This window comes from Amaricoccus macauensis (assembly GCF_049800915.1).
In the GTDB taxonomy this organism is placed as follows: Bacteria; Pseudomonadota; Alphaproteobacteria; order Rhodobacterales; family Rhodobacteraceae; genus Amaricoccus; species Amaricoccus macauensis_A.
In genome coordinates this window covers 134,813-153,285 of sequence record NZ_JBNAFY010000004.1, presented here as the reverse complement: position 1 = coordinate 153,285, position 18,473 = coordinate 134,813, and the positions used below count along the sequence as shown (strand labels likewise).

At 60.4% G+C, this 18,473-nt stretch carries 15 protein-coding genes; 12 read left to right on the top strand and 3 right to left on the bottom strand.

From position 1 onward, the window contains the following. Nucleotides 1-14 precede the first annotated feature (14 nt). Genes cysI through ACP15W_RS11335 form a run of 3 tightly spaced genes read left to right on the top strand, consistent with a single transcriptional unit; the run spans nucleotide 15 to nucleotide 4,322 of the window. Entirely contained in the window at nucleotides 15-1,733 is a 1,719-nt protein-coding gene (gene cysI, locus ACP15W_RS11345; RefSeq protein WP_424933005.1) for an assimilatory sulfite reductase (NADPH) hemoprotein subunit, read from the top strand. Nucleotides 1,734-1,763: 30 nt separating this feature from the next. Further along, nucleotides 1,764-2,504 carry a phosphoadenylyl-sulfate reductase gene (locus tag ACP15W_RS11340; protein WP_424933004.1) on the top strand — a complete coding sequence of 247 codons (741 nt, stop codon included), beginning with the start codon at nucleotides 1,764-1,766 and terminating at the stop codon, nucleotides 2,502-2,504. A gap of 6 nt (nucleotides 2,505-2,510) precedes the next feature. Then, a complete protein-coding gene (locus ACP15W_RS11335; protein ID WP_424933003.1) occupies nucleotides 2,511-4,322 on the top strand; it encodes an assimilatory sulfite reductase (NADPH) flavoprotein subunit in 1,812 nt (603 codons plus the stop codon). 78 nt (nucleotides 4,323-4,400) lie between these two features. Here ACP15W_RS11335 and ACP15W_RS11330 read toward each other — a convergent pair whose 3' ends face one another. Continuing rightward, nucleotides 4,401-5,660: an MFS transporter gene (locus ACP15W_RS11330; RefSeq protein WP_424933002.1), complete on the bottom strand. Its 1,260-nt coding sequence runs from the start codon at nucleotides 5,658-5,660 to the stop codon at nucleotides 4,401-4,403. A 200-nt stretch (nucleotides 5,661-5,860) separates the two neighbouring features. On the opposite strand from ACP15W_RS11330, the gene cyoA reads away from it, so the two are divergent. The 5 genes from cyoA to ACP15W_RS11305 are packed head-to-tail and all read left to right on the top strand — an operon-like array spanning nucleotide 5,861 to nucleotide 10,711. Beyond that, on the top strand, nucleotides 5,861-6,928 hold the full coding sequence (gene cyoA / locus ACP15W_RS11325; RefSeq protein WP_424933001.1) for a ubiquinol oxidase subunit II: 1,068 nt from the start codon (nucleotides 5,861-5,863) through the stop codon (nucleotides 6,926-6,928). A 24-nt stretch (nucleotides 6,929-6,952) separates the two neighbouring features. Next, nucleotides 6,953-8,986: a cytochrome o ubiquinol oxidase subunit I gene (gene cyoB, locus ACP15W_RS11320; protein ID WP_424933000.1), complete on the top strand. Its 2,034-nt coding sequence runs from the start codon at nucleotides 6,953-6,955 to the stop codon at nucleotides 8,984-8,986. Nucleotides 8,987-8,997: 11 nt separating this feature from the next. Next, the gene (gene cyoC, locus ACP15W_RS11315; RefSeq protein WP_424932999.1) at nucleotides 8,998-9,630 is read left to right on the top strand and encodes a cytochrome o ubiquinol oxidase subunit III; all 633 of its coding nucleotides are present in this window, start codon (nucleotides 8,998-9,000) and stop codon (nucleotides 9,628-9,630) included. Continuing rightward, nucleotides 9,627-9,995: a cytochrome o ubiquinol oxidase subunit IV gene (gene cyoD / locus ACP15W_RS11310; RefSeq protein ID WP_424932997.1), complete on the top strand. Its 369-nt coding sequence runs from the start codon at nucleotides 9,627-9,629 to the stop codon at nucleotides 9,993-9,995. The genes cyoC and cyoD overlap by 4 nt, the downstream gene beginning before the upstream one ends. Beyond that, nucleotides 9,992-10,711 carry an SURF1 family protein gene (locus tag ACP15W_RS11305; protein WP_424932996.1) on the top strand — a complete coding sequence of 240 codons (720 nt, stop codon included), beginning with the start codon at nucleotides 9,992-9,994 and terminating at the stop codon, nucleotides 10,709-10,711. Before cyoD ends, ACP15W_RS11305 begins: the two co-directional genes overlap by 4 nt. Nucleotides 10,712-10,909: 198 nt before the next feature. On the opposite strand, the gene ACP15W_RS11300 is transcribed toward ACP15W_RS11305, so the two are convergent. Further along, nucleotides 10,910-12,619, bottom strand: a complete 1,710-nt coding sequence (locus tag ACP15W_RS11300) for a bifunctional sulfate adenylyltransferase/adenylylsulfate kinase (RefSeq protein WP_424932995.1) — start codon at nucleotides 12,617-12,619, stop codon at nucleotides 10,910-10,912. A 128-nt stretch (nucleotides 12,620-12,747) separates the two neighbouring features. Then, nucleotides 12,748-13,353, bottom strand: coding sequence for a CDP-alcohol phosphatidyltransferase family protein (locus tag ACP15W_RS11295; RefSeq protein WP_424932994.1), 606 nt, complete (start codon nucleotides 13,351-13,353; stop codon nucleotides 12,748-12,750). 116 nt (nucleotides 13,354-13,469) lie between these two features. On the opposite strand from ACP15W_RS11295, the gene ACP15W_RS11290 reads away from it, so the two are divergent. From ACP15W_RS11290 to flgK, 4 genes are all read left to right on the top strand, one after another. After that, nucleotides 13,470-14,504 carry a P1 family peptidase gene (locus ACP15W_RS11290; protein ID WP_424932993.1) on the top strand — a complete coding sequence of 345 codons (1,035 nt, stop codon included), beginning with the start codon at nucleotides 13,470-13,472 and terminating at the stop codon, nucleotides 14,502-14,504. A gap of 122 nt (nucleotides 14,505-14,626) precedes the next feature. Further along, nucleotides 14,627-15,433 carry a flagellar motor protein MotB gene (locus tag ACP15W_RS11285; RefSeq protein ID WP_424932992.1) on the top strand — a complete coding sequence of 269 codons (807 nt, stop codon included), beginning with the start codon at nucleotides 14,627-14,629 and terminating at the stop codon, nucleotides 15,431-15,433. A gap of 177 nt (nucleotides 15,434-15,610) precedes the next feature. Then, nucleotides 15,611-16,969 (top strand): flagellar hook protein FlgE, encoded by a 1,359-nt coding sequence (locus ACP15W_RS11280; RefSeq protein WP_424932991.1) that lies wholly within the window; start codon nucleotides 15,611-15,613, stop codon nucleotides 16,967-16,969. A 38-nt stretch (nucleotides 16,970-17,007) separates the two neighbouring features. Continuing rightward, nucleotides 17,008-18,471: a flagellar hook-associated protein FlgK gene (flgK, locus tag ACP15W_RS11275; RefSeq protein ID WP_424932990.1), complete on the top strand. Its 1,464-nt coding sequence runs from the start codon at nucleotides 17,008-17,010 to the stop codon at nucleotides 18,469-18,471. The last annotated feature ends 2 nt before the right edge of the window (nucleotides 18,472-18,473 follow it).

Genomic DNA, 18,473 nt, shown 5'->3' with positions numbered 1-18,473 from the left:
CGAAGGCCCAAATCATGCTCGATTCACAAAGCGACCGGCCGAATCTCGTCGTGGAGGGGAAACTCTCCGACAATGAGCGGTTGAAGCACGAAAGCGATTTCCTGCGCGGGACCATCACGCAGGATCTGCAAGATCCGATCACGGGCGGCTTTTCTGCCGACAATTTCCAGTTGATCCGGTTCCACGGCATGTATCAGCAGGACGACCGGGACATCCGTGCCGAGCGGGCCCAGCAGAAGCTGGAACCGCTGCACAACGTCATGCTGCGCGCACGGATGCCTGGCGGGATCATCACGCCAGAACAGTGGCTGGTGATCGAGAAGTTCGCCGAGGAGAACACGCTCTATGGTTCGGTGCGGCTGACCACCCGGCAGACGTTCCAATTTCACGGGGTCTTCAAGCCGCACATAAAGAACATGCACCAGGTGATCAACGCCGCGGGCATCGATTCCATCGCGACGGCGGGGGATGTGAACCGCAACGTGCTTTGCACCACGAACCCGGTCGAATCCGAGCTCCACGCGGAGGCCTACGAGTGGTCGAAGCGGATCTCGGAGCACCTGCTGCCGAAGACAAAGGCCTATACGGAGATTTGGCTCGATGGCGAAAAAGCTTCGACCACCGAGGAGCCGATCCTGGGCGAGACCTATCTGCCGCGCAAGTTCAAGACGACGGTGAGCATCCCGCCCAACAACGAGGTGGACCTGCACGCCAATGACCTCAACTTCGTGGCCATAGCCGAGGACGGTAAGCTCATCGGCTGGAACGTTCTGGTTGGCGGCGGGCTCGCCATGACCCATGGCGATACGGCGACCTATCCGCGAAAGGCCGACGATTTTGGCTTCATTCCGCTGGAGCATACATTGGCGGTGGCCGAGCATGTGGTCACGGTGCAGCGGGACTGGGGCAATCGCGTCAACCGCAAGAATGCCAAGACGAAATACACGCTCGATCGCGTGGGCATCGACACGTTCAAGGCAGAGGTCGAACGCCGCGCCGGGGTGACGTTCGGCCCGAGCCGGCCCTATGAGTTCACCTCGCGGGGGGATCGTTTCGGCTGGGTTGAGGGCGTGGACGGCAAGCACCATCTGACGCTCTTCATCCTGAGCGGGCGCATCCTCGATTTCCCGAACCGCCCGATCAAGACGGGGTTGCGCAAGATTGCCGAGATCCACAAGGGCGATTTCCGCATGACGGCCAACCAGAACCTGGTGGTTGCCGGGGTTCCGGAGGATCAGAAGGACGAGATCGAGCGGATCGCGCGGGAGCATGGCCTGATCGACGATCTCATGACGCCGCAGATGAAGAACTCCATGGCGTGTGTCTCTCTGCCGACCTGTCCGCTGGCGATGGCGGAGGCCGAGCGGTTCCTGCCGGATCTGGTGGCCGAGGTCGAAGAGCTGCTCGCGGGGCACGGTGTTCCGCAGGATCACATCGTCCTGCGCGTTGTCGGCTGTCCGAACGGTTGCGGGCGCGCGATGCTTGCGGAGGCGGGTCTCGTCGGCAAGGGACCGGGAAAATACAACCTCTATCTCGGCGGCAACAGGATCGGCACACGTGTGCCCAAGCTCTACCGTGAGAATGTCAGTCCGCAGGTGATCCTGGAGGAACTCGACATTCTGATCGGTCGCTGGGTGCGCGAGCGCAACCCCGATGAAGGTTTCGGCGATTTCACGATCCGCAGCGGGGTCGTCGCCGAGGTGAAAGTTTCCAAGAGAGATTTCCACGCTTGAACGCAGGCGAATGAAGGGCAGGAACTTACCATGTCACTTGCAGGAAAACCCAAACAACAGGCCGAAGTGGCCGATCGCGGACCGAAGGTCTTTTCCGCGGCCAATGTCTGGCTGGAGGAACAGGAACCGGAGGTGCGGATTGCCTGGGCCCTGGAGAACCTTCCACGGCGTCACGTGGTCTCCTCGAGCTTCGGTATCCAGTCGGCGGTGATGCTGCACATGATGACGCAGCAGGTGCCGGACATTCCGGTGTTGCTTTTCGATACCGGCTATCTCTTCCCGGAGACCTACAGGTTCGTGGACGAACTCACGGAGCGGCTCAATCTCGACCTGCATGTCTTCCGGGCGGATATGTCGCCGGCTTGGCAGGAGGCGCGCTTCGGCCAACTCTGGAACCAGGGTGAGGAAGGGCTCAAGATCTACAACAAGATGAACAAGGTCGAGCCGATGGAGAAGGCCATGGCGTCGCTCGGCGCAGGCACGTGGTACAGCGGCCTGCGGCGCTCCCAGTCCAGCACGCGCACGGAGCGGCGGATACTGGAGTTCCAAAGCGGGCGGGTGAAGTTTCACCCCATCGTCGACTGGAGCAACCGCGACGTGCACATGTATCTGAAGGCGCACGATCTGCCGTATCACCCGCTCTGGGAGCAGGGCTATGTCAGCGTCGGCGACACGCACACGACCCGCAAGCTCGAAGACGGGATGCGCGAGGAGGATACGCGCTTCTTCGGCTCGGTGCGCGAATGCGGCCTACACCTGGACGGGAGCTGACCCTTCATGATGCTTGCGCAGATGCCACAGGGGCTAAATCCCCTGACCCCTGAGCAGTCCCGGCAATTCGCCGAACTGGCGGGGTCGCTGGATCCGATCCAGCAGGCCTGGATCAGCGGTTATCTCGCAGCCTCGGCCCAGGGCGCTGCGGCGGCTGTCCCGGTGGTGGCTCCCGCCGCAGAGCCGGCGACGCTGACCATTCTCTACGGATCGCAGACCGGGAACGCCAAGCATGTGGCCACCGATCTGGAGGTGGCCGCGAAGGCACGGGGACTGGATGTTCGACTGGTGAACATGGCCGACTACAAGCCGTCCCAGCTCAAGAACGAGAAGTTTCTGACCATTGTCGTTTCGACCTATGGCGAGGGCGAGCCCCCCGAGCCTGCCGAGAAGCTGCACGCGTTTCTCGCCTCGAAGAAGGCGCCGAAGCTTGATGGCGTTCAGGTCGCAGTGCTGGGTCTGGGGGATTCAAGCTACGAATTCTTCTGTCAGACCGCGATAGACTTCGAGGCGCGGCTGACCGCGCTGGGCGCTAGCGTTCTCATGGAGCGGGCCTTGCTGGACGTGGATTTCGACGACCACGCACCAGACTGGATCGGGACGGCGCTTGACAGATTCGAGCCCGAACTGAAAGCCAAGGCGCAGGCGGAGCCCACCAATGTCGTTGCCATGCCCGGGCTTGCGCAGACCGCGGGGGCAACATCGCAGTATTCGCGGAAGACCCCCTTCTCGGCCGAAGTGAGTGTGGTTCAGAAGATCACCGGGCGGGACAGCAGTCGAGACGTGCGCCATGTCGAGATTTCGCTCGAGGGCTCGGATCTTACGTATCAGCCCGGGGATTCACTCGGGCTCTTCTTCCAGAACGACCCGGTCGAGGTCGAAGCGCTCCTGGCACTGCTCGGGCTCGATGGCGACGCGGAAGTGATCGTGGCGGGGGCGGCGAAATCCTTGCGCACGGCGTTGATCGAGGATCTGGAACTGACCCAGTCCTATCCGGCCTTCATCGAGAAATACGCTGCGGCCACTGACAATTCGGCCCTTCTTGATCTGGCCCGGAACAAGCAAGCGCTTCGCGACTATCTCGGTGAGCGGCAGATTTTTGATGTTCTGCGCGAGCATCCGGGCGCGTTGGAACCTCAAGCGCTTGTGGATGCGCTGCGCAGAATGCAGCCTCGGCTTTACTCGATCGCCTCGTCGCAGGCGGAGGTTGAAGACGAAGTTCATCTGACCGTGGGCGTCGTGGAATGGAACGCGTTCGATCGCGCACATTTCGGCGGGTGTTCGGGGCATCTGGGGCGGCGTGCCGGTGAAGGCGATCGCCTGCGGGTCTTCGTGGAAAGCAACGATGCGTTCCGGCTTCCGGCAGATCCGAATACGCCGGTCATCATGATCGGTCCGGGCACCGGGATCGCGCCGTTTCGGGCCTTTCTTCAGGAGCGGGACGCGCACGGGTCGGAAGGGCGGAACTGGCTCTTCTTCGGCAATCCGAATTTCACCCAAGACTTCCTCTATCAGGTGGAACTGCAGGGCTACTTGAAATCCGGCCTGCTCGACCGGCTCGATGTGGCGTTCAGCCGGGACCAGGCAGAGAAGATCTATGTGCAGGATAGGATCCTCGAGCGCGGGGCAGAAGTGTTCAAGTGGATCGAGGAGGGGGCACACCTCTATGTCTGCGGCGACGCGAACCGCATGGCCAAGGACGTGCACTCGGCGCTGGTCGAGGTGGTGCGCCGTCAGGGAAACATGGAGGCTGATTCAGCCGAGGAGTATCTGGCCAATCTGCGCGACGCCCGCCGGTATCAGCGCGACGTCTACTGAACGAAGGGCAGGGCGAGAACGCCTCGCTTGAATGGTCAATCTGAGGGCCGGACTGGTGACAGTCCGGCCCTCTTTTCGTCAGCGTGCTTCGCGGCGGTTCAGCAGACGCAGGGCGATCAGCGTCGCGGCGGCCCCGGAGAGCAGGTAGAGCGCAACCGCCGTGACCCCGAAGTTGACCGCGAGCGTCAGTGCGACCAGCGGTGCGAAGGCCGCGCCGATGATCCAGGACAGGTTGGTCGAAAGTGCCGAGCCAGAGTAGCGATACTCCTCCCGGAAGCGCTTGGGTACGATTGCACCGGCCTGGCCGTATGCAAGGCCGAGGACCACGAAACCGAACAGGATGAATATGCGCGGGGCGTCCTGAAGGAAGGGCAACGCAAGGCAAAGCAGGATAATCAGCAGGGTGCTGATGAACATCACCGTGCGCCGGTTGTATCGATCAGCGAGCGAGCCGGAGATGATGACGGTGACGATCGCGCAGCCCGCGCCGAGCATCTGGGTCAGAAGGATGCTGGAAATGGGCTCGGAGCCAAACAGCGTGACGTAGCCGAGCGGGAAGACGGTCACCACGTGGAGCAGGGCGTAGCTTGCCAGCGGAACGAAGGCCGAAAGCAGGATCTCGCGCCACTGGTCGCGGATGAGCGGGCGAAGCGGTGCGGACTGTAGCCGCGACTGATCCGCGCCGAAATCGGTCGAGAGCAGCCGGATCCGGGCGAAGAGCGACACGACATTGAGGGCCATTGCGGCGAAGAAGGCAAAGCGCCAACCCCACTGCAGGAACTCCTCCTCCGTGAGAAAGCCCGTGAGAACGAAGAAGAGCGCGGAGGCGACTGCGAACCCGATCGGTCCGCCGAGTTGCGGAATGATCGCATAGGCGCCCTTGCGGCCTTCTGGCGCGGCATCCTGCAATTGCAGCGTCAGGCCGTCCCAGGAACCACCGAGCCCGATCCCCTGCAGGATCCGGAGCGCGATGAGAAGCGTCGGGGCCAACCAGCCGATTCGCTCGTAGGAGGGCAAAAGACCGATGGCGACAGTGGCCGTTCCGAGGATCATGAGGGCTGCGGCCACCTTTGCCGGTCGGCCAATCACATATTGGAGACGACGCGCCATGAGGCTCGAGACCGGCCGCGCAAGGAATGCCAAGGAGAAGACGGCGAAGGATGCCATGAGCCCGGCGGTCGGGCTGAGCATCGGGAAGAACACCGTGGGGAACACGAGCGCCGATGCGATGGCATAGACAAAAAAGCCAAAGAAATCGGTCACCCGGGCCATGATCACCGTGGTCACGACCTCGTCGATCGTTGCCACATGGGCCTTGTGCGCGGTCATGTCGCTCATGTTCTCGTTACCTGTCTGCGCTGCATTCTAGACGATTCGGATTTGTTCTCATTGTTGCACCTGCGAAGCTTGCACACCACCACCTCTCCGCGATAGTCAGCGTTTGCGAGTTCTGCTTGGCGTATCGCTTTCCATACTGGCTCGGTACGCTAGCTTGTCCAGCATTGGCACTGAAAATCAAATCTTCGGATGGAAGTCGAATGAAACTCGGGCGTCTGATAATCTTGGCTCTTTTGGCATCTGCGCTGTCGGGCTGCAATCTTGTGGTGATGAACCCGGCTGGCGACGTGGCCAGGCAGCAGGCGGACCTGATCGTCTACGCCACGGTTCTCATGCTCATCGTCATCCTTCCGGTCATGGCGCTGACGATCTTCTTCGCCATCAAATACCGGGCTTCCAACGAGGAGGCGACCTATGAACCGGAATGGGATCATTCGATCAGTCTCGAGATCGTTGTCTGGTCCGTGCCGCTCGCGATCATCATCTGCCTGGCCGGACTGACATGGGTCGCAACGCACCGTCTCGAGCCATACAGCCCGCTCACGCGCATTTCGGAAGAGATCCCGGATGTGCCGGATGTGGAGCCGCTCGTCATCGAAGTCGCGGCGATGGACTGGAAATGGCTCTTCATGTATCCGGAGCAGGGCATCGCCACGGTCAATGAGGTCGCGGCACCCGTCGATCATCCGATCGAGTTCCGCCTGACCTCCACCACGGTCATGAATTCCTTCTTCGTTCCAGCCCTGGCCGGTCAGATCTACACCATGGCGGGTGCGCAGACCGAGCTCAACGCCGTGATCAACGAGGAGGGTGTCTACCGGGGGTTCTCCGCAAACTACTCGGGTGAAGGCTTTTCGCAGATGCACTTCAAGTTCCACGGGCTCGAAGAGGGTGATTTCGACGCCTGGGTCGAAGAGGTCCGGTCCAGCAGCGAACTGCTCGACCGCCAGACCCTCGCCGAACTCGATCAGCCATCGATTTCCCACCCGGTCACCTACTACGGGGACCTTGAGGAGGGCCTCTGGGAGCGCATCGTTAATATCTGTGTCCGCGAGGACGACCTCTGCAAGCACGACATGATGATGGCCGATGCCTTGGGTGGAGGCGGGCTCGAAGGGCTATGGAACCGCGAGATGTTTCGCGGGATCTGTTCTTCGGATGATCCGGGTGCCTTCATGGCGCTCTTGAAGCCCGAAGCACAATCGCGCGCACCCGAAATCACCAGCGCCCTCTCGCTTCTGCCGCCGGCCCGCGCGGCCGAGTTCTGATTACGGATTATCTGGGGAAAACGAATGGCCCTCTCGGACGCCGCTCACGGCACTTCATCGCACGGAACGGATGTTGATCCTTTCTTGGGAAAGCTTTCCTGGGATGTGCTTCCCTTCCACGAGCCCATTGTCCTCGTCACCTTTATCGGTGTCGTGATCATCGGTGCCGCGGTCCTCGGGGCACTGACGTATTTCCGGCTTTGGGGCTACCTCTGGAAGGAATGGTTCACCTCCATCGATCACAAGAAGATCGGCATTATGTACATGGTGCTGGGCCTGATCATGCTGCTGCGGGGCTTTGCCGATGCGCTGCTGATGCGAGGCCATCAGGCACTCGCGGCATCCGGGCACGAGGGCTACCTTAACGCCCACCACTACGATCAGATCTTCACCGCGCATGGCGTGATCATGATCTTCTTCGTCGCGATGCCCTTCGTGACCGGCTTCATGAACTACGTGATGCCACTCCAGATCGGCGCGCGCGACGTGGCCTTTCCCTTCCTGAACAATTTCAGCTTCTGGCTGACGGTTTCGGGCGCGATCCTCATCATGGCGTCCCTCTTCATCGGTGAGTTCTCGACCGCGGGCTGGCTTGCCTACGCGCCATTCTCGGGGCTCGAATACAGTCCATCGGTGGGCATGGACTATTACCTGTGGGCGCTGAATATTGCCGGGATCGGCACGACGCTTTCGGGTATCAACCTCGTCGTGACCATCGTGAAGATGCGCGCGCCGGGCATGACGTGGATGCGGCTGCCGATCTTCACCTGGACCGCGCTCTGCACCAACATTTTGATCGTCGTGACCTTCCCGGTTCTGGCCGCGACGCTGGCCCTGCTGACGGCCGACCGCTACCTCGGCACCCACTTCTTCACAAACGATCTGGGCGGAAGCCCGATGATGTATGTGAACCTGATCTGGATCTGGGGCCATCCGGAGGTCTACATCCTCATTCTGCCGATCTTCGGGATCTTTTCGGAAATTGTGCCGACCTTCTCCTCCAAGCGGCTCTTTGGTTACACCTCGATGGTCTACGCGACCTGCGTGATCATGGTGCTGAGCTATCTCGTCTGGTTGCACCACTTCTTCACCATGGGTGCCGGCGCGGACGTGAACTCTTTCTTCGGCATCACGACGATGATCATCTCGATCCCGACCGGGGCGAAGCTCTTCAACTGGCTCTTCACGATGTACAAAGGCAGGATCCGCTTCGAACTGCCGATGATGTGGACCGTGGCCTTCATGCTCACCTTCGTGATTGGCGGCATGACCGGCGTTCTGCTCGCAGTGCCGCCAGCCGATTACGTGCTGCACAACTCGCTGTTCCTGATCGCGCATTTCCATAACGTGATCATTGGCGGCGTTGTCTTCGGGGTCTTCGCCGGTATCGCCTACTGGTGGCCCAAGGCCTTCGGTTTCAGGCTCGAGCCGTTCTGGGGCAAGGTCAGCTTCTGGTGCTGGGTGTCCGGTTTCTATCTGGCCTTCATGCCGCTCTACCTGCTCGGCCTCATGGGCGTCACCCGGCGTCTGAGCCAGTTCGAGGATACGTTCTACTCGGTCTACTTCGTCACGGCGTTGATCGGCGCACTGCTGATCGCGGCCGGCATTGGCGCCAGTCTCGTCCAGTTCGGCGTCTCGATCTGGAAGCGGGACGAACTGCGCGACACCACGGGCGATCCGTGGGGCGGGCGGACGCTGGAGTGGTCCACGTCGTCACCGCCACCCTACTACAACTTCGCCTTCACGCCGCGCGTGCATGGTCTCGATGCCTATGACCATATGAAAGCCGCCGGTTACACGCGCCCGAGCGAGGGCTTCGCTCCGATCCACATGCCACGCTATACCGCAACGGGTGTTGTTATCGCGGGTCTGCTGACAGTCATGGGCTTTGCCATGGTGTGGCACATATGGTGGGCTGCGGCAGCGACCTTCGTTGCGTCGATCTTCTACGGCATCGCGCACACCTTCAACTACAACCGCGACTACTACGTTCCGGCCGACGAGGTCCGGCAGATCGAAAACGAACGTTCCCGGCTCCTGTCGGTACCTGCAGAATGATGGCGCCCTCCATGACCAAGACAGACGAATTCTTCGTTCTCGAAGATCCGCATGCCCATGGGCATGGGCATGATGACGAAGCAGACCACAACACCACCACGATGTTGGGGTTCTGGATCTATCTGATGAGCGATTGCCTCATCTTCGGTATCCTCTTTGCTGTCTATGCGGTGCTCGGGCAGAACTACGCTGCAGGGCCATCTCCGGCGGATCTGTTCGAAATCGAGATGATCCTCGTCTCGACCTTCATGCTGCTATTCTCATCGATCACCTACGGGTTCGCGGTGCTTCGGATGGACAAGGGGGATCGGCGCGGGACTGTGCTCTGGCTGATCGTGACCGGCCTCTTTGGTCTCGCCTTCCTCGGACTTGAGGTCTACGAGTTCCAGCATCTCTGGCACTTGGGCGCGACACCGATGGCTTCGGCCTTCCTGTCCTCGTTCTTCCTGCTGGTCGGGACGCACGGGCTGCACGTCACCGCCGGGTCGATCTGGTTGGTGGTATTGCTGATCCAGATTGGAATGCATGGCCTCAATGTTGAAAACCGCCGGCGCGTCATGTGCCTCAGCCTGTTCTGGCACTTCCTCGACCTGATCTGGATCGGCGTCTTCTCCCTAGTCTATCTCACCGGAGTTCTGCTATGAACGAGCACGCACACGACGATCATGCGGGCGGACATGGCTCGCTCCGATCCTACATCATCGGCTTCCTGCTCTCCGTCGTTCTGACGGTCATACCCTTCTGGCTCGTGCTGGGACGGCCACTTGAGAGTGCCGAGGTGGCCATCTTCATCATCTTTGCCCTCGGGGCAGTGCAAATGGTCGTGCACCTGCACTACTTCCTGCATGTCTCGCTCAAGGTCGATGAGGGGTGGCAGGTGATGGCGCTCCTCTTTACCGTTTTGCTGTTGGCGATCGTGCTCGCCGGTTCGCTTTGGGTGATGTTCCACCTCCACGAGAACATGATGCCCGCCCACGAGCAGATCGAACGGATCCGCAACCTGCCGTGAGCGAGCAGCGGCGCGCGCGTTGGGTCGACATTCTCCTCCTGGGAGTTTCTGCCGGGATCGTTGTTGGGCTCGTTCTGCTGGGAAACTGGCAGATACAGCGTCTTGCGTGGAAGCTGGACCTGATCGAGGCCGTTGAAGCGCGTGCGTTCGGTGAGCCGGTCGCGGTTCCAGGGCCGAATGTCTATGACCCTGAAGAGCACGCTTATCTCCGCGTGGTGATGGAGGGTACCTACCGGCACGAAGATACGGCGTTTGTGAAGGCCGTGACCGAGTTGGGCCCTGGCTACTGGGTCATGACGCCGCTTGATACGGGGGCGCGGATCATCTGGGTCAATCGTGGCTTCGTCCCCCTCGATGAGAAGGAGCCTTCCGGCTGGGACCTGCCGCGGGGTAGCGTGACGGTCACCGGGCTGCTACGGCCCGACGAACCCGGTGGTACACTGCTCGAGCGAAACCGACCGGAGATCGATCGCTGGGTGTCACGCGATCTCGGGGCGCTTTCTGAGCGTGCGGGGCTCGACAGCAGCGCACCGTTTTTTGTGGATGCAGAGCATTCGGCAGAGGCGGATTCCTGGCCACGCGGGGGGCTTACGATCGTCAGCTTCCGCAACTCCCACCTTTCCTACGCATTGACATGGTATGCTATGGCCCTGCTTTTTGCCGGTGCGGTTGCGTTCCAGGTTGTGAGCCGGATGCGCGCGAACTCGCGTTTCTGAATCACCTAACCGTTTAGATCGGCGAGTTTGCTTGTTTCTCTTGCGTTGCTGGTTTGCGGCTGCGAAATGGCCAATTCCGTGGCATCTGATAGTTGCCTTTTTGCCGGCGCGGGTACTCATGGCAAGCCGAATGGCAAAAAGAAAAAAGCCGGCGGCCATGTCTGGCCACCGGCGCTTTTCGTTCAATTGTGGCGCTACTTACTCAGCGCCGATCAGGCCCATGCTCTCAAGCTTAAGCAGAACCTGCTGTGCGCAGTAGTCCACGTCATTGCCTTCGGTTTCCAGGCGGACTTCCGGGTTGACCGGCTCTTCGTAGGGGTCCGAGATGCCGGTGAATTCCTTGATCTTGCCTTCGCGGGCCAGCTTGTAGAGGCCCTTGCGGTCCCGGCGCTCGCATTCCTCGACGGTGGTTGCGACATGAACCTCGACGAAGGCACCGTAGGCTTCGATCATTTCGCGAACAGCCGCGCGCGTCGCGGTATAGGGCGCGATCGGAGCACAGATGGCGATACCACCGTTCTTGGTGATTTCGGACGCAACGTAACCGATGCGGCGGATGTTGATGTCGCGGTGTTCCTTCGAGAAGCCCAGCTCCTGCGAGAGGTGCTTGCGGACCACATCGCCATCGAGCAGCGTGGTCGGACGACCGCCCATTTCCATCAGCTTGACCATGAGTGCGTTCGCGATGGTCGACTTGCCCGAGCCGGAAAGGCCGGTGAAGAAGACCGTGAAGCCCTGCTTGGCCCGCGGCGGACGGGTGCGGCGCAGTTCGTTGACCACCGTTGGGAAAGAGAACCACTCGGGGATCTCGAGGCCTTCGGCAAGGCGGCGCCGGAGCTCGGTTCCCGAGATGTTGAGCACGGTTGCGCCTTCTTCCACTTCGTCGGCGGGTTCGTACTGGGCGCGCTCCTGCACATAGACCATGTGCTTGAAGTCGACCATTTCGACGCCGATTTCTTCCATGTTCGCACGGAAGAGTTCCTGGGCATCATAGGGACCGTAAAAATCCTCACCCTGGCTGTTCTTGCCGGGGCCTGCATGGTCGCGACCGACAATCATGTGCGTGCAGCCATGGTTGCGGCGGATGATGCCGTGCCAGACAGCCTCCCGAGGGCCGGCCATGCGCATGGCAAGGTTCAGGAGGCTCATCGTCGTGGTCGATGCGGGATACTGATCGAGCACCGCTTCGTAGCAGCGAACGCGGGTGAAGTGATCGATGTCGCCGGGCTTGGTCAGACCAACAACCGGGTGGATCAGAAGGTTGGCCTGGGCTTCCTTCGCTGCGCGGAAGGTAAGTTCCTGGTGCGCACGGTGCAGCGGGTTCCGGGTCTGGAAGGCGACGATCTTGCGCCAGCCGAGCTTGCGGAAATAGGCGCGCAGTTCGTTCGGCGTATCGCGGCGCGCGCGGAAATCGTAGTGGATCGGCTGCTGGATGCCGGTGATCGGGCCGCCGAGATAGACGGGGCCTGCCTTGTGGTGCAGATAGTTCACTGCCGGGTGCGCAATGTCGTCGGCGCCGAAGACCTTTTCCGCTTCGAGCGACTTGTTGGGCGTCCAGCTGTCGGAGATCGACATGATCGCGAGGATCACGCCTTCCTGGTCGCGGAGGGCAATGTCCTGACCGGTTTCGATCTTGGCCGCGAACTCCTCGGAAACATCAAGGGTGATCGGCATGGGCCAGAGCGAACCATCTGCCAGACGCATGTTTTCAACGACGCCGTTATAGTCGGCTTCGCTCATGAACCCCTTGAGCGGGTTGAAGCCGCCATTCATCAGGAGTTCGAGGTCACAGATCTGACGGGGAGTCAGATCCCAGGAAACGAGATCCGCAGCCTCAAGCTTAAGCTTAGCGGCGCTGTCATAAGAGACATACAACTCGGGAATCGGAACAAGATTAGGCGCGGTCATCGAAAACCCTTTACCAGCGATTCGGAACTGTCAGGGTGTTAGCAGTGCCTATGCTAGGCGTCAAAGCCGGGCACCGAGTTATCAGAGTTAAATCGGCGGTAGATTGCAGCATTGTCGCAGTTGGAGCGTCATGAAAACGTCCGGTAGGCGTGAAGACATCTCTGCATGCAGGTCAGAAAGCAGAGGCCGGCGAATATTCCAGCCAAGATTGGAAAGCTTTGCGGGAATATGCAAATGGCAACAAAGAAGGCGATTGTTTCGGATCCTTCCAACAAACCCCCGGAGTAATACAGGTTCTTCAAGCCGCGCGCGTCGCTGCTCAAGCCATGTTTGGCCGCCATTGCCGCGTAGGCGAGAAAGCTCGCGCCATTCACATAGAAGGAAAGCAGCAAAAAACCGCCGGTTGTGGCATTTCGCGCGGGGTCTGCGAGGATAAAGGCGAAAGGGACGGCGCCGTAGAATAGAAAATCGCTGGTTATGTCGAGAAAACCGCCGAAATCAGTGCGTCGGGTCGCACGTGCCACGGCCCCGTCGAGGCCATCGGCAATGCGTGAGGCGAGCAAGGGTAACAGAGCCCACCTGAATTCCCCCAACGCGATCAACAAAGCGGACGCCAACCCCAATGCAAGCCCGGCGATGGTTACGGCATTCGCACTTGCCCCCAGAGCGGCAAGAGTTCTGCCGATGCGGTCAAGGGGGGGGTCGATGTGTTTTCTCAGGATTGCGTCGAGCATCAGATTTCCGAAATTGCATTCATTGGGGTTCGGCCGCGATACGCTGGGTGTTACAGGTCGAAGAATGACGTTCACCATTCGGCGTTTTGCCGATCGTACTCGGAGGTCCGTCTGGCATGAAACCCGGAGCGCGCAACCTGATCACGGATGTCGAAGGGCTTCTCGTCGGGAATGCCTCCGATGAAGCGCTAAAATCGGGGGTGACAGTTCTTACTTCGGAGCAACCCTTCGTCGCTGCGGTCGATGTAAGGGGAGGCGCGCCAGGGACGCGGGAGACGGATCTGCTCGCGCCCGGCAAGCTTGTCGAACGGGTTGATGCTCTGGTTCTCTCTGGTGGGTCCGCCTTCGGGTTGGATGCCGCTTCCGGGGTTTCGGATGTACTCAGGGAGCGGGGCCGCGGGTTCAGGGCAGGTCCGGCCATTGTGCCCATAGTGCCGTCGGCGATCCTTTTCGACCTTGCGAACGGCGGTCGCAAGGATTGGGTGGAAACGCCCTACCGCGATCTTGGAACGATGGCCTACGCTTCTGTCGCGACCAATTTTTCGTTGGGCAGCATCGGGGCAGGCACTGGGGCGATGGCGGGTGGGCTCATGGGCGGGCTCGGCTCGGCATCGATCGTTACTCCCTCGGGTTTTACTGTAGGTGCACTTGTTGCGGTGAATGCCTTCGGAAATGCCGTAGTCCCAAGCACACGGCATTTTTGGGCGGCTGCCTTCGAGATTGCCGACGAATTCGGTGGATTGGGTCCGCTGCCTCAAGCGGTTCCGCCGGAAGCCACGCTGCCCGTCAAGTCTTTGACGTCGAACTCGGCCGCTTCGGCTCTCAACACTACAATTGCGATCGTCGCGACCGATGCGGAACTCGACAAGACTGCAGCACATCGCATGGCCGAAACAGCGCATGGCGGGCTGGCGCGAGCGCTTGTGCCATCTCATACCCCTTATGATGGCGACCTAGTCTTCGCGGCCGCAACCGGGAGCAAGGCACTGCCGGGGGATCCGTTTCCGGCGCGTTTGGAACTGGAACACGCCGCGAGCCTTTGTCTTGCGCGGGCTATCGCGCGCGGTGTTTACGCCGCTCGACCAATGAAAGGCAACCTCGTTCCCTGCTGGTGCGAGTTGCCGGTCCAGGATCATCAGGCGCCGGTCTGATCGCGGGTGGGGCCGCCTTTCTCCGTCCATTCCAAGAAGCGCACCAATCTTTTCAGCACCGGGTAACCCAAGTTTCAGGTTTTTGGTGTTTGTTGGTTGCGGGTTAATTGGGGGACAGGGTCATGGCGAGCAATTCAACCGCCAACGTGACTATTATCAAGCGCAAGAAGGTGATCGCGGGCGGTCACCATGGTGGTGCCTGGAAGGTGGCCTATGCCGACTTCGTGACGGCCATGATGGCGTTCTTTCTGCTCATGTGGCTTCTGAATGCTTCAGATGAAGTTACCCGGCAGGGGCTGGCGCAGTATTTCAGCCCGACGGTTCCGATCCATGATCGGGCCGGCGGAGGAGATGGGATCTTCGAAGGATCGAGCCTTTTCAGCGACCATTCGCTTGCACAGAACGAGACCGGTGCCGCCGGCGGCCCAAAGTCCGATGGAGACGCGGACGCGCTGAGCCCGTCACTGGCCGAAATCGAGAGAGAGCTTTCTGGCGCGAGTGGCGATGCGATGGAAGCCGATCCGCTTCTCGAGCATGTCGCCACCCGGATCACCGACGAGGGGCTGATCATCGAGGTTTTCGATCGACCGCTCTCACCACTTTTTGATGGGCCGACAACACGGTTCAACCCGATCTATGAACGCCTTGTGCGCATGATTGGTCGGGTGATCGGTCGGGTGGGGAACAAGGTTGCGGTCTCCGGGCACCTTGCGACCGGAGATACCGAGGCCGTGGATCCTGCGCCCGACCCCTGGATGCTCTCAGCCGATCGTGCGCAGATCACGCGAGAGCTTCTGATCCTTGGAGGTTTGCAAGAGGCGCGGATCGAGCGGGTGACGGGCCAGTCGGACAGGGGGCCCGTGATCGAGGAAGACCCCGCCGATTCGCGAAACCGACGCATCGAAATCATACTCCTGAGGGAGTTCTGAGATCCTGATCTACCCAGACGGGCCGCCCCTCAAAAGGCGGCCCGATCGCTTTTTCGTTGCGCGAAAGAGCGGATTTGAGAGCTATCTGGGCCCGTTAGCGGGATATTAAGGCAAGTGGTGCATTCAGTCGGTTGGTAAAGGGTTCCAGTGACCGCCCCTCACGGCAAAGGACTGAGTATGGGTATCTCCACGTCGATGAACGCCGGTGTTTCCGGCTTGAATGCGAATGGTAACAAGCTTTCTACCATCGCCGACAATATCGCAAACTCCGAGACCTACGGTTACAAGCGCTCCGACATCGATTTCGCATCAATGACGGTGAGCTCCGGCGGGTCTTCCGGTGCAGTGGGAGGCGGACGCACGGCTCTTGCGGGTGGTGTGTCCACGAACGCCATCTGGGATATCGATGCGAAGGGTGCGCTTGAGGGCACTGGCAACAGCACGGACATCGCCGTTTCCGGCCGCGGAATGCTGCCGATCACGTCGATGGCCGCTTATGAGGCCAATCCCGACGAGCTTGACCTCATGCTCACCACGACAGGCTCCTTCCGCACCGATAAGGACGGATATCTCGTCACGTCCAGCGGACTGGTTCTGCTCGGCTGGGAAGCCGATGAGTCCGGCGCCATTCCCGAGCAGGCACGCGACACGACCGCCGGCCTGAGCCCGGTCCGGATCAACCTCTCCTCCGTTGCTGCGGTGCCGACCGAGCAGATCGATCTCTATGGCAACCTCCCGGCCACGGATACGGCTGAGGTCGCTCCTGTCGATCCGCACACCATGACGCTCGAATATGTCGACACGCTCGGTTCGGCCCAGAATCTCACGGTGACATTCACTGCACAGGGTGTGGCAACTGCCGGCGATCCGCAGACCAATACCTGGAACATGACGATCGTCGATGAGAAGAGCGGCAATACGGTCGGCGACTATGACATGACGTTCGATGATGCGCCGGCGACAGCAGGCCAGATCCTTGCGGGATCCGTCGTCACCAACAGTGGCGGCGCAGGCGCCTACACCACGGTCTACGACTCGGCGACCGGCATGCTCACGATGGATCTGGATGGTCAGATCATCGAGATTGGCATGGGGTCGGACTCCGGTGGTCCGCAGTACATGAGCCAGCTCTCGTCGAGCTTCTCCCAGCAGGGTGTCTCGACCGATGGCGCGCCTGCAGGTACCTATCAGGGTGTGACGATCGACGAGAACGGCTATATCCAGGCGTCCTATTCCACCGGATTCTCGAAGACACTGTATCAGATCCCGCTGGCGGACGTGCCGAACCTTTCTGGACTGAGTGTGCTGGATAATCAGTCTTTCGCGATCTCGGCCGAAAGTGGTGGGCTGTATCTCTGGGAAGCCGGCGACGGACCTACGGGTACTGTTGAAGGTTTTGCTCTGGAGCTGTCGACCACCGACATCGCGACCGAACTGACGCAGATGATCCGGACGCAGCGCGCATATTCCTCCAACGCAAAGGTCATCCAGACCGTGGACGAAATGCTTCAGGAAACAACCAATCTGAAACGATGATGCGTCCTACCGCGTGACTTAAGGGGTTTCCACACATCATGAGTATCGCATCTGCCTTCAACAGTGCCGCTTCGGGTCTTCGCGCCAACTCGCGTCTCGTCGAAACGGTCGCAAAAAATGTGTCCAATGCACTGACACCAGGCTATGCCCGCAGAACGACCGAGGTCTCCTCAACGTTCTACAATGGGCAGGGTGCGGGCGTTGCGGTCGTGGGAACCTCACGCGCGGAGAATGCACAAGTCACTGCCGAGCGGCGCGCAGCCGACTCGTCGCTCGGCGCCGCTTCGACCCTTTCGAGCGCTTACAGCCAGATCATGGATCTCATAGGCACGTCTGCGAACGAGGCCGGTTCGCTCATGGGGCTAGTCGACGATATGGAAGCGGGTTTGATCTCGCTTGCGGCAAGCCCGGATTCTACCACGGCCCAAGCGACAGTTCTGACTTCGGCGCAGGCCATTGCCGACAAACTGAACGCGGTCACCGCCGACAACAACACGATCCGCACCGATGTCGAGAACTCAATCTCAGCGCAGGTGGATACCGTGAACGCGTCGCTGCACAAGGTCGACGAACTCAACGAAAAGATTGCGGCGCAACGCACGCTTGGAAATGACACGACCTCTCTTGAGGATGAACGCGCGCGCTTGGTCGATGACATCTCGTCGATCGTTCCGGTCAGTACCGTGAAACGCGACAATGGGATGATCGGAATATACTCCACCAATGGTGGGGTTCTGCTCAACGCGCAGGTCTACGAACTCAGCTTCGAACCCAACAGTGGCGGTGTCACCGCTGAAATGACATTGGGTGCGCCGCTGGGCAGCCTGATGCAGGATCAAGGGTCGAGCGCAGGGCCCGTAACTGTCGATGCCGGGATCGGATCGGGGAAGTTCGACGGCGGCTCACTTGGGGCGCTCTTCGAGCTGCGCGATTCCGTCGTGCCCGACTATCAGTCAGAAGTTGATGCCTTCGCAACCGATCTGATCGAACGGTTCCGGGATCTGATGCCTGCGGGCTTCGTTGACGGCGCAGGTGACGGCCTCTTCGTGGATGCCGGGGCGGGTGTGGGCGTTGCAGGTCGTATCGAAATCAATACGGCGGTGGATCCGGATCAGGGTGGAGAGATCTGGCGACTTCGCGACGGTCTTTCGGCCGCATCGGAGGGTGACAAGGGCTTTACGGAGTTCGTCCTGGCCATGTCCGATGCCATGGCAACCGACCGCAGTCCTGCCGGTTTCACTTACCAGACGGCCTCTGCAGATTCCTCCGCGATGGCCTCGGGAATTGCGTCCTATTTCTCGGGTCTTGCCGATAGGGCGGACGAAGACATGTCGTTTCTCTCGAGTCTTCAGGCGAGCCTCGCGCAGAACGAGATCAACGAGACGGGCGTCGATTCCGACGAGGAACTCGCGCATCTCATGGTTCTCGAGGATGCCTACGCCGCGAATGCGAGGGTCATGTCGGCGATTGACGAGTTGATGCAGCGGATACTGGAGATCTGAGG